The 15,659-nt window shown below is 72.0% G+C and carries 12 protein-coding genes; 4 read left to right on the forward strand and 8 right to left on the reverse strand.

Annotated features, from left to right (window positions below; genetic code table 11):
* The first annotated feature begins 58 nt into the window (after positions 1-58).
* The 4 genes from tkt to pgl all read left to right on the forward strand — a co-directional run bounded on the left by tkt (position 59) and on the right by pgl (position 6,822).
* Positions 59-2,158 carry a transketolase gene (tkt, locus tag FHG10_RS09250; protein WP_152353017.1) on the forward strand — a complete coding sequence of 700 codons (2,100 nt, stop codon included), beginning with the start codon at positions 59-61 and terminating at the stop codon, positions 2,156-2,158.
* 176 nt (positions 2,159-2,334) lie between these two features.
* On the forward strand, positions 2,335-3,441 hold the full coding sequence (gene tal / locus FHG10_RS09255; RefSeq protein WP_152353018.1) for a transaldolase: 1,107 nt from the start codon (positions 2,335-2,337) through the stop codon (positions 3,439-3,441).
* 142 nt (positions 3,442-3,583) lie between these two features.
* Positions 3,584-5,125, forward strand: a complete 1,542-nt coding sequence (gene zwf / locus FHG10_RS09260; protein WP_152353019.1) for a glucose-6-phosphate dehydrogenase — start codon at positions 3,584-3,586, stop codon at positions 5,123-5,125.
* Positions 5,122-6,822, forward strand: a complete 1,701-nt coding sequence (gene pgl, locus FHG10_RS09265; RefSeq protein WP_152353020.1) for a 6-phosphogluconolactonase — start codon at positions 5,122-5,124, stop codon at positions 6,820-6,822. The genes zwf and pgl overlap by 4 nt, the downstream gene beginning before the upstream one ends.
* A 225-nt stretch (positions 6,823-7,047) precedes the next feature.
* Here pgl and secG read toward each other — a convergent pair whose 3' ends face one another.
* The 8 genes from secG to uvrC form a co-directional block, all read right to left on the reverse strand.
* Positions 7,048-7,296: a preprotein translocase subunit SecG gene (gene secG / locus FHG10_RS09270; protein ID WP_152353021.1), complete on the reverse strand. Its 249-nt coding sequence runs from the start codon at positions 7,294-7,296 to the stop codon at positions 7,048-7,050.
* A 113-nt stretch (positions 7,297-7,409) separates the two neighbouring features.
* Positions 7,410-8,189, reverse strand: coding sequence for a triose-phosphate isomerase (tpiA, locus tag FHG10_RS09275; RefSeq protein ID WP_152353022.1), 780 nt, complete (start codon positions 8,187-8,189; stop codon positions 7,410-7,412).
* Positions 8,186-9,388: a phosphoglycerate kinase gene (locus FHG10_RS09280; protein WP_152353023.1), complete on the reverse strand. Its 1,203-nt coding sequence runs from the start codon at positions 9,386-9,388 to the stop codon at positions 8,186-8,188. The genes tpiA and FHG10_RS09280 overlap by 4 nt, the downstream gene beginning before the upstream one ends.
* Positions 9,389-9,501: 113 nt before the next feature.
* Positions 9,502-10,506 (reverse strand): type I glyceraldehyde-3-phosphate dehydrogenase, encoded by a 1,005-nt coding sequence (gap, locus tag FHG10_RS09285; RefSeq protein WP_152353024.1) that lies wholly within the window; start codon positions 10,504-10,506, stop codon positions 9,502-9,504.
* A gap of 185 nt (positions 10,507-10,691) precedes the next feature.
* Positions 10,692-11,675, reverse strand: a complete 984-nt coding sequence (gene whiA / locus FHG10_RS09290; RefSeq protein WP_152353025.1) for a DNA-binding protein WhiA — start codon at positions 11,673-11,675, stop codon at positions 10,692-10,694.
* A complete protein-coding gene (locus FHG10_RS09295) occupies positions 11,659-12,705 on the reverse strand; it encodes a gluconeogenesis factor YvcK family protein (protein WP_454614417.1) in 1,047 nt (348 codons plus the stop codon). Before FHG10_RS09295 ends, whiA begins: the two co-directional genes overlap by 17 nt.
* Complete coding sequence (rapZ, locus tag FHG10_RS09300; protein WP_152353026.1) at positions 12,702-13,637, reverse strand: RNase adapter RapZ; 936 nt, start codon at positions 13,635-13,637, stop codon at positions 12,702-12,704. The genes FHG10_RS09295 and rapZ overlap by 4 nt, the downstream gene beginning before the upstream one ends.
* Positions 13,638-13,766: 129 nt before the next feature.
* Positions 13,767-15,656 (reverse strand): excinuclease ABC subunit UvrC, encoded by a 1,890-nt coding sequence (gene uvrC / locus FHG10_RS09305; RefSeq protein WP_152353027.1) that lies wholly within the window; start codon positions 15,654-15,656, stop codon positions 13,767-13,769.
* Between the last annotated feature and the right edge of the window lie 3 nt (positions 15,657-15,659).

Consider the following 15,659-nt stretch of genomic DNA (forward strand, 5'->3'; position numbering starts at 1 on the left):
CCGGGACCCGGGCGACGCGAGCCGCTCCTGCAGCTCCTGACGGAAGGAAGAACAACTCGTGAGCGAATCGTTCAAGGGAATCGACGGCTGGACCGACGTGGACAAGCGCGCGATCGACACGGTGCGCACCCTCGCGGCGGACGCCGTCCAGAAGGTCGGGAACGGCCACCCGGGGACGGCGATCAGCCTCGCCCCGGCGGCCTACCTGCTGTACCAGGACATCATGCGCCACGACCCCTCGGACACCGGGTGGCTGGGCCGCGATCGCTTCGTCCTCTCCGCAGGCCACTCGAGCCTCACCCAGTACATCCAGCTCTACCTCGGCGGATTCGGCCTCGAGCTCGAGGACATCGAGTCCCTGCGCACCTGGGGCTCGAAGACCCCGGGCCACCCCGAGGTCGGCCACACCAAGGGCGTGGAGACCACCACCGGCCCGCTCGGCCAGGGCCTGGCGACCGCCGTCGGCATGGCCATGGCGCAGCGCCGCGAGCGCGGCCTGTTCGACCCCGAGGCCCCCGCGGGCGAGAGCCTCTTCGACCGCTTCACCTACGCGATCGCCTCCGACGGCGACATGCAGGAGGGCGTGACCAACGAGGCCTCCTCGATCGCCGGCACCCAGGAGCTGGGCAACCTCATCGTCCTGTGGGACGACAACGACATCTCGATCGAGGGCCACACCGACATCGCCTTCACCGAGGACACGGCCGCCCGCTACGAGGCGCTGGGCTGGGACGTCCACCACGTGGACTGGACCCACGGCGGCACCGAGTACGTCGAGGACGTCGCCGCCCTCAAGACCGCCATCGAGGACGCCAAGAAGGTCACCGACAAGCCGTCCTTCATCGCCCTGCGCACCGTGATCGCCTGGCCCGCTCCCACCAAGCAGGGCACCGGCGCCGCCCACGGATCCGCCCTCGGCGACGAGGAGGTCGCGGGCCTCAAGAAGGCGCTCGGCCTGGATCCCGAGAAGACCTTCGACGTCCCCGCCGAGGTCCTCGACCGCACCCGCGAGCTCGTGCAGCGCGGCAAGGAGGCGCACGCCGCCTGGGACGAGAAGCTCGCGAGCTGGCGCGAGGCCAACGCCGACCGCGCCGCGCTGCTGGACCGGCTCGTCGCCGGGAAGCTCCCCGACGGCTGGGCCGACGCCCTGCCGACCTTCGAGGCCGACGCCAAGGGCCTGGCCACCCGCGCCGCATCCGGCAAGGTGCTCAACGCCCTCGCCCCGGTGCTGCCCGAGCTCTGGGGCGGCTCGGCCGACCTCGCCGGCTCGAACAACACCACCATGGACGGCGAGCCCTCCTTCATTCCGAAGGACCGCTCGACCAAGGAGTTCTCGGGCGACGAGTACGGCCGCACGCTGCACTTCGGCATCCGCGAGCACGCCATGGGCGCGATCCTCTCCGGGATCAACCTCGACGAGCTCACCCGTGCTTACGGCGGCACGTTCCTGCAGTTCTCGGACTACATGCGCGGCGCCGTGCGCCTCTCGGCCCTGATGGGCGTGGACAACATCTACGTGTGGACCCACGACTCCATCGGCCTGGGCGAGGACGGCCCCACCCACCAGCCGGTCGAGCACCTCGCCGCGCTGCGCGCCATCCCGGGCCTGGACGTCGTCCGCCCTGCCGACGCCAACGAGACGGCCGCCGCCTGGAAGGCGACGATCGAGCGCCGCGAGCGCCCGATCGGCCTGATCCTCTCCCGCCAGGCCCTGCCGACGCTGGACCGCAGCGAGTACGCGAGCACCGACGGCGTCGCCCGGGGCGGGTACGTCCTCAAGGACGCCGCGGACGGCGAGCCCGAGGTCATCCTCATCGCCACCGGCTCCGAGGTGCAGTACGCCGTCGAGGCGCAGAAGCAGCTCGAGGAGGCCGGCACGCCGACCCGCGTGGTCTCCATGCCGTCCGTCGAGTGGTTCGAGGACGAGGACGAGGCCTACCGCGAGTCGGTCCTCCCCCGCGGCGTCCGCGCCCGGGTGAGCGTCGAGGCGGGCATCGCCCAGTCCTGGTTTAAGTACCTGGGCGACGCGGGCCGCGCCGTCAGCCTCGAGCACTACGGCGCCTCCGCGGACGCTGCCACGCTCTTCCGCGAGTACGGCTTCACGGCCGACGCGGTGGTGGCCGCCGCGAAGGAGTCCATCGAGGCCGCGCAGAGCTGATCCGCCGACGGGGGCGGGACCCACGGGTCCCGCCCCCCCTCTTCTCGCCGTGCCCGCGCGGGAGCCCGCCGTCGGCCCTCGGGCCCCGAACCCGCCCCGCGCATCCACGGCGACCATCCGTCTCCGACTCCCCATGATCTGATCGGCGCCGCGCGCGCCGAGGAAGGATTCCCCTCATGACCCAGAACACCCGCACCCAGGCCCTCTCCGACGCCGGCGTGTCGATCTGGCTGGACGACCTCTCCCGCGGCCGCCTGACCTCCGGCAACCTCCAGGAGCTCGTGGACACGAAGAACATCGTGGGCGTCACCACCAACCCCTCGATCTTCCAGGCCGCCATCTCCGGCGCCCAGGACTACGACGCCGACATCGCCGAGCTCGCGAAGGCCGGCAAGGACGTCGACGCGGTCGTCGAGAAGCTCACGACCGACGACGTGCGCTCCGCCGCCGACCTCTTCGCCCCGGTCGCCGAGGCCACCGAGGGCCAGGACGGCCGCGTCTCCATCGAGGTCGACCCGCGCCTGGCGCACGAGACCGAGAAGACGATCGCGCAGGCCCACCGCCTCAGCGAGATCGTGGACCGCAGCAACGTGATGATCAAGATCCCCGCGACCAAGGAGGGCCTGCCGGCCATCACCGAGGTGATCGGCGCGGGCATCAGCGTCAACGTGACCCTCATCTTCTCCGTGGACCGCTACCGCGAGGTCATCGACGCCTACCTGGCGGGCCTGGAGAAGGCCGACGCCGCCGGCATCGACCTCTCGACCATCCGCTCGGTCGGCTCGTTCTTCGTCTCGCGCTTCGACACCGAGATCGATGCCCGCCTGGAGAAGCTGGGCGGCGACGCCCTGGAGCTGCGCGGCAAGGCAGGCGTGGCGAACGCCCGCGTGGCCTTCGGCGTGTACCTCGAGAAGTTCTCCTCGGAGCGCTTCGAGAAGCTGGCCGCGAAGGGTGCCCGCGTGCAGCGCGCGCTGTGGGCCTCGACCGGGGTGAAGAACCCCGAGTACGCCGACACCATGTACGTCGACCAGCTGGTCGCCTCCCCCACCGTGAACACGATGCCGGAGAAGACGCTCGACGCGGTCGCCGACCACTCCGAGCCCGGGAAGGCGCTGGACGCGGAGGCCGCGCAGGCCTCGGCCGCGGACCTCGAGAAGATCTCCGCCGCGGGCGTCGACCTCGACGACGTCTACGCCGTCCTCGAGCGCGAGGGCGTCGAGAAGTTCGAGAAGGCCTGGAACGAGCTGCTCGAGACCGTCGCGGCGCAGATCGCCTCGGCCTGATCCCACCCCGCCGCCTCCCCTCCCCCGTCCGCTCCTGAGCGCCGCCCGCGGCGCCGCGCGGAGAGGAGGGCCGGCGGTCCTCACTCCATCGAGCACACGGCGGAGCCGCCCCGACGGGTCGGCTCCGCCACGTGCCGGAAGGATGATCGTGAACACGACCCCCACTCCGCGCAATCCGCTGCGCGATCCCCGTGATCGGCGCCTGCCGCTGATCGCGGGTCCGAGCTCGATGGTGATGTTCGGCGTCACCGGAGACCTCGCCCGCAAGAAGCTCCTCCCCGCGATCTACGACCTGGCCCACCGGGGTCTGCTGCCCCCGAGCTTCGGCCTGGTCGGCTACGGGCGCCGCGACTGGAGCCATGACGACTTCGCCGACTACGTGCGCACGTCCGTCACCGAGCACGCCCGCACCGAGTTCGACGAGTCGACCTTCGAGCAGCTGCGCGGCGGCCTGCGCTTCGTCACCGGCACCTTCGACGACACGGCCGCCTTCCAGAAGCTCACCGAGGTCGTCGAGGAGCTCGACCGCACCCGCGGCACGGGCGGCAACCACGCCTTCTACCTCTCGATCCCGCCGGACGCGTTCCCGCAGGTCTGCTCGCAGCTGGCGAACTCCGGCCTGAACACCCCGCGCGACGGCTCGTGGCGCCGCGTGGTCATCGAGAAGCCCTTCGGCCACGACCTGGCCTCCGCCAAGGAGCTCAACGACGTCGTGGAGAAGGTGTTCCGTCCCGAGGACGTCTTCCGCATCGATCACTACCTGGGCAAGGAGACGGTCCAGAACATCCTCGCGTTCCGCTTCGCGAACCAGATGTTCGAGCCGATCTGGAACGCGAACTACGTCGACCACGTGCAGGTCACGATGGCCGAGGACATCGGCATCGGCTCGCGCGCAGGCTACTACGACGGCATCGGCACCGCGCGCGACGTCATCCAGAACCACCTCCTGCAGCTGCTCGCGCTGACCGCGATGGAGGAGCCCATCTCCTTCGACGCCAAGGAGCTGCGCACGGAGAAGGAGAAGGTCCTCGAGGCCATCTCCCTGCCCGATGACCTCTCCCTGCACACCGCCCGCGGGCAGTACGTCGCGGGCCTGCAGGGCGGCGAGGAGGTGGGCGGCTACCTCGAGGAGGACGGCATCCCCGCCGACTCCACGACCGAGACGTTCGCCGCGATGCGCCTGGACGTGAACACCCGCCGCTGGGCCGGGGTCCCGTTCTACCTGCGCGCGGGCAAGCGCCTGGGCCGCCGCGTCACCGAGATCGCCGTGGTCTTCAAGTCCGCCCCGTTCCTGCCGTTCTCCTCCACGGACACCGCGGACCTGGGCCAGAACGCGATCGTCATCCGCGTCCAGCCCGACGAGGGCGTGACCATGCGGTTCGGCTCCAAGGTCCCCGGCACCCAGATGGAGGTGCGGGACGTGAACATGGACTTCCAGTACGGGTCCTCGTTCACCGAGGAATCGCCCGAGGCCTACGAGCGGCTGATCCTCGACATGCTCCTGGGCGACCCGCCGCTGTTCCCGCGCCAGCGGGAGGTCGAGCTGTCCTGGGAGATCCTCGACCCGATCACCGACTACTGGGCGAAGAACCTTCCGCCCGCTCCGTACCGCCCCGGCACCTGGGGCCCGGAGACCGCCAACGAGATGCTCACGCGCGACGGACGCGCCTGGAGGCGACCGTGATCACCACCCTGAACGACACCACCGCATCCGCCGTCGACAAGAAGATGACGCAGATGCGCGAGACCTTCGGCGCGACCACCGTGGGCAGCGTGCTCACGCTGATCATCGTCGCGACCGGCGAGGACATCGATCAGCCCCTGCAGGCCGCCGTGCAGGCCAGCCACGAGCACCCCTCGCGGGTCATCGTGGTCGATGCCGACACCGACGCCGAGACCGGACTGGACGCGGAGATCCGGGTGGGCCGCGACGCGGGAGCCGGCGAGATCGTCATCCTCCGCGCCCGGGGCGACGTCATGTCCAGCCTGGACACCCTCATCACCCCGCTGCTGCTGCCCGACGCCCCGATCGTCACCTGGTGGCCCGAGGACGCCCCGTCCTCGCCGGTCCACGACGTCCTGGGGTCGATCTCCCAGCGCCGCATCACCGACGCCGCCTCCTCGAGCGACCCCGACGCGACCCTCAAGCGCCTGCGCCGCGGCTACTCCAGCGGCGACTCCGATCTCTCCTGGGCCCGCATCACCCGCTGGCGCGGGCTGGCCGCCACGGCCTACGAGACCCCGCCGATCTCCCTCCCGCGCAGCGTGAGCGTGGCCGGCCCCGCGGGCGATCCCTCGGTGCGCCTGCTGGCCGCCTGGCTCGCCCTCGAGCTCGGCCTCGAGGTCGACATCGAGACCGTCGACGGCTGCCCCGCCGGCCCCCAGTCCCTCGTCTTCGAGCGCGAGGACGGTACCGTGGCCCTGCGCCGCGGCGAGGGCGACAGCGTCATCATCTCCCTGCCCGGCGACCAGGAGGACCAGCGCGTCCCCGTGCCCGCGAGCTCCCTCTACGAGCTGCTGGCCGAGGAGCTGCGGCGCCTCGACCCCGACGAGGTCTACGGCGAGGTCCTCGCCCATGCCTTCTCCAAGGTGGAGGACGCCTCGACCTTCGCGAAGGGCAAGCCGGAGCCGACGGACGCCGTCTCGGAGTCCCTCGAGGCCGCCGCCGTGCGCGCCGCCGACGACGTGGCCTCCCGCCTCGCCGAGGCGATCTCCGCGCGCGGAGAGGCGCACCTCGTGGTCACCGGAGGCACCATCGGCACCGCCACCGCCGACGCCCTCCCCGTCGCCTTCGTCGAGCACGAGGTCGACCCGGCAGCCGTGCACGTGTGGTGGGGCGATGAGCGCTTCGTCGACGCCGACTCGGAGGACCGCAACGACCAGTCGGTGCGCGTCGGCTTCCTCGAGAAGATCGCCTTCGCGCCCGGCAAGGTGCATCCGGTCCCCTCGACCTCGAGCGGCATGTCCCTGGACGAGGCCGCCGCCTGGTACGGCCAGGAGCTGGATCGCGCGGGCGGCGACCGTCCGTTCCGCACCCGCGGCGAGGCGTTCTTCGACGTGCTGCTGCTGGGCGTCGGGCCCGACGGCCACGTGGCCTCGCTGTTCCCGCGCCACCCCGCGCAGCAGCTCGACGGCGCGAGCGCCGTGGCCGTGGTCGACTCCCCCAAGCCGCCGCCGCTGCGGGTGTCGCTGACCTGGCCCGTGCTGAACTCCGCGCGCCACGTGGGCCTGCTGGCCGCCGGCGCGGAGAAGGCCGACGCGGTCGCGCGCGCCCACCGGGGCATCGACCCGTGGGAGGTCCCGGCCTCCTCGGTGCGCGGGCTCGAGTCCACCACCTGGTACCTCGACGAGTCCTCGGCGACGGGCCTGCGGAAGGGCTGACGGGCTGACCGCACTCCCGGGACCGACCGGAGCACCGAGAGGGCCCGGCCGCGCACATGGCGTGGTCGGGCCCTCTGGGTGCGCTGTCCCACTGTGCGACGCGCTCTGCGACGGCGCGCCGCCTCGCCTCGTCGGGCGCCGTCCCCTCCGGGAATGCGAGAGGCCGGGAGGATCGGATCCTCCCGGCCTCTCGGACGGCTGTCGCACGCGCTGCGCGTCGGATGATCACATGAAGCGCTCGATCACTCCCAGACCCACGGCCGCGGCGCCGAACACGACGGCGAGGGTGACCGTGAGGCGGTCGAGGTTGCGCTCGGCGACGCCGGAGGCGCTCGCGGAGGAGGACACGCCGCCGCCGAACATGTCGGACAGGCCGCCGCCCTTGCCGCGGTGCAGCAGCACCAGCAGGATCACTGCGACGCCGGTGATCGCCAGCACGATCTGCAGGATCAGCTTGAGCAGGTTGAGGTCCACGGACTCTCCTCACGGGACGTTGGAACTGCGCCAGGATACGACACGGGGCGGATCCGTCGCCGGACCCGCCCCGCCGGATGTGAGCCGTTCGGCTCCTCGTCCGATCGCGCCGCTCAGGCGTCCTGGTAGCGGACGATCTTCGCGAACTCGTCGGCCTTCAGCGAGGCCCCGCCCACCAGGGCGCCGTCGACATCGGGCTTCGTCATCAGCTCGGCGACGTTCGAGGACTTCACGGAGCCGCCGTAGAGGACGCGCACGGCATCCGCCGCGGCCTCGCCGTGGGCGGTGCGCACCCAGTCGCGGATCGCGCCGCACACCTCCTGGGCGTCGTCCGGGGTCGCGACCTCGCCGGTGCCGATCGCCCAGACCGGCTCGTAGGCGACGACGAGGGAACCGACCTGTGCGGCGTCGACGCCCTCGAGCCCGCCCTCGAGCTGGGCGAGGGTGTACTCGACCTGCGTGCCGGCCTTCCGCTCCTCGAGCGGCTCGCCGACGCACAGGATGGGGGTCAGACCGCCGCCGAGGGCGGCCTTCACCTTGGCGTTCGTGACCTGCTCGGTCTCACCGTGGTACTGGCGGCGCTCGGAGTGGCCGATGGTCGCGTAGGTCGCGCCGAGTGCCGTGAGCATGGAGGCGGAGACCTCTCCGGTGAACGCACCGGACTCGTGCTCGGACACGTCCTGGGACCCGTACGAGATCGGCAGCTTCCCGGCGTCCACGGCCGTCTGCACGGTGCGCAGGTCCACGAACGGAGGCAGCACGGCCGCCTCGACCGCGGAGGTGTCCAGGCCCTTGAGGGCGTCGCCCAGGTCCTCGACGAGGGACAGGCCCTGCTTCCAGTCGAGGTTCATCTTCCAGTTGCCCGCCATCAGCGGGGTGCGGGTGGTGCTCATGCGTGGTCCTCCTCCAGGACGGCGATGCCCGGCAGCTCCTTGCCCTCGATCAGCTCGAGGCTCGCACCGCCGCCGGTCGAGATGTGCGAGAACGCGGACTCGTCGAAGCCCAGGGTGCGCACGGCGGCCGCGGAGTCGCCGCCGCCGATCACGGTGAAGCCGTCGGCTCCGGCGAGGGCCGTGGCGACGTCCTTCGTGCCGCGCGCGAAGGTCTCGAACTCGAAGACCCCCATCGGACCGTTCCAGAAGATGGTGCGCGCATCGGCGATCTTCTCCGCGAACAGCTCCGCGGTCCGCGGGCCGATGTCCATGCCCTCCTGGTCGGCGGGGATCTGGTCGGCGGGGACCGTCGTCGGCTCCGCGTCGGCCGAGAACTCCTGGGCGACGACCGTGTCCACGGGCAGCACGAGCTCCACGCCGTTGCGCTGCGCCGTCTCGAGGTACCCGCGCACGGTGTCGACGCGCTCGGCGTCCAGCAGGGACTTCCCGATCTCGTGGCCCTGGGCCTTGAGGAAGGTATACGCCATGCCGCCGCCGATGAGGATCCGATCGGCCTTGGTCAGCAGGTTCTCGATGACGCCGAGCTTGTCGGCGATCTTGGCACCGCCGAGGATCACCACGAAGGGGCGCCCCGGGTCGTCGGTCACCTTGCGCAGCGCCTCGACCTCGCTGGTCACGAGCTCGCCGGCGGCCGAGGGCAGCAGCTGCGCGAGCTCGTACACGGAGGCCTGCTTGCGGTGGACGACGCCGAAGCCGTCGGAGACGAAGGCGTCGCCGAGCGCGGCGATCTGCTCGGCGAAGGCGCGGCGCTCGCCCTCGTCCTTCGCGGTCTCCCCCGGGTTGAAGCGCAGGTTCTCGAGGATCGCGACCCGGCCGTCGGCGAGGGCGTCCACGGTGCCCCGGGCGCTGTCGCCCACGGTGTCGGTCGCGAAGGCGACGTCGGCGCCGAGGAGCTCGGACAGCCGCCCCACGACGGGGTGCAGCGAGTACTTCTCCTCGGGCGCGCCCTTGGGTCGGCCGAGGTGGGAGATCACGACGACGCGCGCACCGGCGCCCGTGAGCGTCGAGATCGTGGGCAGGGCGGCGCGGATGCGGCCGTCGTCGGTGATCGTGGTGCCGTCCAGCGGCACGTTGAGGTCGGCGCGGACGATGACCCGCTTGCCGCGCAGGTCGCCGAGCGACGCGATGGTCTTCAGCACGGGGTGGCTCCTAGGTTCGATGGGTGCAGCGACGGAGCCCGCCCGGGCCGCGCCCCGCAGGGTGCGGCGCCGGACGGGCTCCGTCGGATCTCAGCTCGGTGAGGAGGCGAGGATCAGAGGCTCTTGCCGACGAGCTGGCTGAGCTCGACGAGACGGTTGGAGAAGCCCCACTCGTTGTCGTACCAGGTGAAGACCTTGACGAGGTTGCCGTTCACCTTGGTCAGCTGCGCGTCGAAGATCGAGGAGTGCGGGTCGTGCTCGATGTCCTTGGAGACGATCGGGTCCTCGGTGTAGCGCAGGATGCCCTTGAGCGGGCCCTCGGCGGCCTTCTTCACCGCGGCGTTGATCTCCTCGGCGGTGACCTCGCGGGAGGCCTCGAAGGTGAGGTCCGTGATCGAGCCGGTGGGGACCGGCACGCGCAGCGAGTAGCCGTCGAGCTTGCCCTTGAGCTCGGGCAGCACGAGCGCGACGGCCTTGGCGGCGCCGGTCGTGGTGGGCACGATGTTCAGGGCGGCGGCGCGGGCGCGGCGCGGATCCTTGTGCGGGCCGTCCTGCAGGACCTGGTCCGAGGTGTAGGCGTGGACCGTGGTCATGAGGCCCTTGACGATGCCGAACTCGTCGTTCAGCACCTTCGCCACGGGCGCGAGGCTGTTCGTGGTGCACGAGGCGTTCGAGACGATGTCGTGCTTCGCCGGGTCGTAGTCGCCCTCGTTCACGCCGATGACGAAGGTCGCGTCCTCGTTCTTCGCGGGAGCGGAGATGATGACCTTCTTCGCCCCGCCCTCGAGGTGGGCCTTGGCCTTCTCGGCGTCGGTGAAGATGCCGGTGGACTCGATGACGACGTCCGCGCCGATCTCGCCCCACGGGATGTTCTTCGGGTCGCGCTCGGCGAAGGCCTTGAAGGTGAGGTCGCCGACGGTGATGGAGTCGTCGTCGTGGCTGACCTCGTGGGGCAGCACGCCGCCGATGGAGTCGTACTTGATGAGGTTGGCGAGCGTCGCGTTGTCCGTCAGATCGTTGACGCCCACGACCTCGATGTCGGCACCCTGCTCGAGGGCGGCGCGCAGGAAGTTGCGCCCGATGCGACCGAATCCGTTGATTCCGACCTTAGTGGTCACGGTTCCTCCTTGGATCGCAGCCCAGGAGGCTGCGGGGATGTGTGTCGCGCACGCCCTCGTACGCTCGGACGACCGCGGCGCCTCCCGGGAACCCGAGACGACGATCACGACCGCGCAGCAGTCTATCAATGCACTGGGTCACGTCGGAACGGGTCCGCTCCCTGGACCGCGGAGCGGCTCCCGGCTCAGGAGCGCGCGCCCTCCCCGCCCTCGCCGACCTCGTCGGTGCCGGGGACGCCGAGCTCCTCGGCGCGCTTGTCCGCCATCGCGAGCAGGCGACGGATGCGCCCCGCGACCGCGTCCTTGGTCATCGGCGGATCGGCGTGGCGGCCCAGCTCCTCGAGGCTCGCCTGGCGGTGCTCGACGCGCAGGCGGCCGGCCTCGCGCAGGTGCTCGGGGACCTCGTCCCCCAGGATCTCCAGCGCCCGCTCCACACGCTGCCCCGCGGCGACCGCGGCCCGCGCCGAGCGGCGCAGGTTGGCGTCGTCGAAGTTCGCCAGGCGGTGGGCGGTCGCGCGGACCTCGCGGCGCGTGCGCCGCTCCTCCCAGACGAGCACGGTCTGGTGGGCGCCCATGCGCGTGAGCAGCGCGGCGATCGCATCGCCGTCGCGCAGCACCACGCGGTCGCCGCCGCGGACCTCGCGGGCCTTCGAGGCGATGCCCAGGCGCCGGGCGGCCCCCACCATCGCGAGCGCGACCTCGGGCCCCGGGCAGCCGAGCTCGAGGGCAGAGCTGCGGCCCGGCTCGGTGAGCGAGCCGCGGGCGAGGAAGGCGCCGCGCCAGGCGGCCTCGGCGTCCACCGCGGCCCCGCCGACCACGGCGGGCGGCATCCCGCGCACGGGACGCCCGCGGGCGTCCAGCAGGCCCGTCTGGCGGGCGAGCACCGCGCCGTCGCCGTGCACCCGCACGATGTACGTCGTCGAGCGGCGGATCCCCGACGGCGCGAGCACCGCGATCTCGCTGCCGTGCCCGTAGACGTCGGCGATGATCGCGCGCAGCCGCCGCGCGGTCGCCGCGCTGTCCAGCTCGGCCTCGATCACCACGCGCCCGCCCTGCAGATGCAGGCCGCCCGCGAAGCGCAGCATCGCCGCGGCCTCCGCCTTGCGGGCCGACGGGCGCGCCACGTCGATCCGGGACAGCTCCTCCTTGGCGTCAGCGGTCAGTGCCATCCTGAGTCCCCTCCTCCTCGTCGTGCGTCCCCTCGACATCCCCGTACACGCCGTCGAACACGTCGCGGTAGGCGGCGGCGAGCCGCACCGGGTCGTGGACCGGCACCCCGCCGCCCACGCTCACCTGCCTCAGCAGGGTACGTATTCCTCGTGTGCGCGCGAACTCCGCGAGCTCGACCGCGTCCTCGAGGGCCGTCGGATCGGCGATCACGGTGTCGAAGCTCGTCTCGGGCGCGCTGTCCAGCAGCACGCGCAGCAGGTCCGTGCTGCGCATCCCCTCGATCTCCTCTCCCCCGGAGGAGAGGTTCATGACCACGCAGCGGTGGGCACGGGTGGTGCGCAGGGCCTCCGCGATCTCGGGGATCTGCAGGTGCGGCAGCACCGACGTGTACCAGGAGCCGGGGCCGACGATCACCCAGTCGGCCTCGGCGATCGCGCGCAGCACCTCCTGGGGCACCCGCGGTCGCTCGGGGATCAGCCGCATCGACTCGACCCGTCCGGGGACCTTCGCGACGTGCGCCTGGCCGCGCACCGTGCCGCGGGTGCCGTCCGCGAAGGCCACCTGCGCCTCGATGTCCAGCGGGTCCAGGGCCATGGGCAGGACCCGTCCGCGGGCGCCGAGCAGCTCGCCGATCCGGTCCAGACCCGCGATCGGGTCCTCGAGGATCTGCCACATGGCCACGATCATGAGGTTGCCGAGGGCATGGCCGTCGAGGTCGCCGTCGGTGACGAAGCGGTGCTGGACGGCGTCGTGCCAGAACGCGCCCCAGTCGGAGTCCTCGCACAGCGCCGCGAGCGCCATCCGCAGGTCCCCGGGGGGCAGCACGGGCAGCTCGGCGCGGATGCGTCCCGAGGAGCCGCCGTCGTCGGCGACCGTGACCACGGCGGTGATGTCGTCGACCAGCAGCCGCAGGGAGCGCAGGTTCGCGGCGAGCCCGTGGCCGCCGCCGAGGGCGACCGCCCGGCGCGGCGCGGACAGGGCGCGGCGCGGGCCGCGGCGCAGGTGCGGGGGCAGTCCGGCGGCGGTCACTCGCGCCCCAGATCCCGGTGGCGCACGCGCACGGCGAAGCCCGCCTGGCGCAGGTCCTCGCCGATCTTCTCCGCCATCGCCACCGAGCGGTGCTTGCCGCCCGTGCAGCCGATCGCGATCGTCGTGAAGTGCTTGTTCTCCGCCGAGTAGCCGCGCAGCACGGGACGGATCATGTCGAGGTAGCGGGCGGCGAACTCGGCGCCGTTGGGGTCGGCGAGCACGAACTCGGCGACCGCCGGGTCCGTGCCGCGCTGGGAGCGCAGCTCGGGCACCCAGTACGGGTTGGGGATGAAGCGGACATCGCTGACGTGGTCGGCCTCGATCGGGATCCCGTACTTGAAGCCGAAGGACATGACGTTCACGGTGAGCGCCTGCTCGCTGTGGGAGCCGAAGGTGGTGCGCATCTTCATCGTCAGCTGGTGCACGTTCAGCGGGGAGGTGTCGATCGCGACGTCGGCCAGGCGCCGGTAGGGCGCGAGCATCTCGCGCTCGCGGCGGATGCCCTCGAGCACGCCCTCCTCCCCCTGCAGCGGGTGGGGACGGCGCACGGAGTCGAAGCGGCGCACGAGGGTGTGCTCGTCGGCGGTGAGGAAGACCAGCCGCACCCGCATCTCGGAGGCGCGCATCTGCTCGATCACCTGGGACAGCTCGGAGAAGAACGGGCCCGAGCGGGGGTCGACGACCACGGCGAAGCGGGTCTCGCGGCCCTCGGCCTGCTGCTGGAGCTCGTAGAGGCGCGGGATCAGCTGCGGCGCGATGTTGTAGACGACGTACCAGCCCAGGTCCTCGAGCGCATGGGCGGCCGTCTCCCGACCGGCGCCCGCGAGGCCCGTGATGATCACGACGTCGCCGGGCGGCGCGGCCCGATCGGGCTCCGGCTCCGCTGCGCCCTCGGCGGGCGCGGACTCCGGGACGCTGCGGTCCTGCGACATGGATGCTGCTCCTTCGTCAGGGTCGTGGGTCGGGGGTCGTCGTCTTCGTCCTCGTGCTGGTGAAGGGTACCGCTCGCGGATGGACGCCGAGGGATCCGGGGTGAGGATCGCGCGGGCCCCGCGCGCGGATCACTCGAGGATCTCGCCCGTCGCCATGTCGACGGCCGGGCCGGGCTCGTCCCCGCGCAGGGTCGCGAGGACCTGCGCGGCGAGCTGCGGCCCGATGCCCTGGACCTCCTGGAGGGTCTCCTCGTCGGCCTCGCGGATGTTCGCGACCGTCGTGAAGCGATCGAGCAGCGCCCGCCGGCGGGCCGGTCCCAGGCCCGGCACGCCGTCCAGAGCGCTCGCCTGCATCGCGCGGCCGCGCTTGGAGCGGTGGTAGGAGATCGCGAAGCGGTGGGCCTCGTCGCGCAGGCGCTGGACGAGGAACAGCGCCTCGCTGGTGCGCGGGAGGATCACCGGGTAGTCGTCGCCGGGCAGCCAGATCTCCTCGAGCCGCTTGGCGATGCCGGCGAGGGCGATGTCGGTGACGCCGAGGTCCTCGAAGGCCCGCTGCGCGGCCGCGACCTGCGGCTGCCCGCCGTCGACGAGGATCAGCGCGGGCGGGTAGGCGAAGCGGCGGGAGTCCTCGTCGTCCGCGGGGGCGGGATCGAGGTGGCGCTGGAGACGGCGGCGGATCACGTCGTACATGGAGGCGGTGTCGTCGCGCGCGGCCTCGCCCGTCACCGAGTAGCGGCGGTACTCGCTCTTCTTGGGCAGCCCGTCCTCGAAGACCACCTGGGAGCCGACGACATTCGTCCCCTGGGAGTGCGAGATGTCGAAGCACTCGATCCGCAGCGGGGGCTCCGCGAGGTCGAGCGCCTCCCCGAGGTCCTCGAGGGCCTTGGTGCGGGCGGTGAGGTCGCCCGTGCGGCGCAGCCGATGCAGGCGCAGGGCATCCTCCGCATTGGCGCCGACGGTCTCCAGCAGCTCCTTCTTCTCCCCGCGGCGGGGCACGCGCAGGTCCACGCGCCGGCCGACGAGCTCCCGCACCTGGTCAGCATTGGTCGGCATCTCGCTCACGAGCACCTCGGCGGGGGCCTCCCCGTCGGTGTACAGGGTTGCCAGCGCGCGCTCCATGAGGTCGCCGGGACCGGACTCGTCGAGGATCTCGGCGGTCCAGCCGCGCTGGCCGCGGATCCTGCCGCCGCGCACGTGGAACACCTGGATGGAGGCCTCGAGCTCGTCCTGGACGAGGGCGACGAGGTCCGCGTCGGTCGCGTCGGAGAGCACCACGGAGTTCTTCTCCATGACCTTCTCGAGCGCCTGCAGGTCGTCGCGCAGCCCGGCGGCGGTCTCGTAGTCCTGGGCGGCGGCGGCCTCGCGCATGCGCTTCTCGATGCGCCGCAGGTAGGCGCCGGTGTTGCCGGCCATGAAGTCGCTGAACTGCTCGGCCAGGCGGCGGTGGTCCTCCACCGAGATGTCGCCCACGCACGGCGCCGAGCACTTGCCGATGAAGCCGAGCAGGCAGGGCCGCCCGGACCTCTCGGCGCGGCGGTAGACGCCCGGGGTGCACGAGCGCACGGGGAAGACGCGGAGCATCAGGTCGAGGGTCTCGCGGATCGCCCACACCTGCGTGTAGGGGCCGAAGACGCGGTCGCCCTTGGTGCGCGGCCGGCGCGTGATGTGCACGCGCGGCACCTCCTCCCCCATCGTCACGGCGAGGTAGGGGTAGGACTTGTCGTCGCGGAACTTCACGTTGAACCGCGGATCGAACTCCTTGATCCACGTGTACTCGAGGGTCAGCGCCTCGACCTCGGTGCGCACCACCGTCCACTCGACGCCGGTCGCCGTGGTGACCATCCGCCGGGTGCGCTCGTGGAGGGCCGAGAGGTCCTGGAAGTAGTTCGACAGCCGCGCCCGCAGATTCTTCGCCTTGCCGACGTAGATCACCCGGGAGTCGGCGTCGCGGAAGCGGTAGACGCCCGGGGAGGTCGGGATGGTCCCGGTCGCGGGACGGTAGGTCGACGGATCAGCCATGGA

This window comes from Brachybacterium subflavum (assembly GCF_009299795.1).
GTDB lineage: Bacteria > Actinomycetota > Actinomycetes > Actinomycetales > Dermabacteraceae > Brachybacterium > Brachybacterium subflavum.

Coding starts and splice junctions, on each gene's coding strand:
- tal (WP_152353018.1), top strand. CDS start 2,335: ATGACCCAGAACACCCGCACCCAGGCCCTCTCCGACGCCGGCGTGTCG.
- zwf (WP_152353019.1), top strand. CDS start 3,584: ATGATCGTGAACACGACCCCCACTCCGCGCAATCCGCTGCGCGATCCC.
- tpiA (WP_152353022.1), bottom strand. CDS start 8,189: ATGAGCACCACCCGCACCCCGCTGATGGCGGGCAACTGGAAGATGAAC.
- whiA (WP_152353025.1), bottom strand. CDS start 11,675: ATGGCACTGACCGCTGACGCCAAGGAGGAGCTGTCCCGGATCGACGTG.
- rapZ (WP_152353026.1), bottom strand. CDS start 13,637: ATGTCGCAGGACCGCAGCGTCCCGGAGTCCGCGCCCGCCGAGGGCGCA.
- uvrC (WP_152353027.1), bottom strand. CDS start 15,656: ATGGCTGATCCGTCGACCTACCGTCCCGCGACCGGGACCATCCCGACC.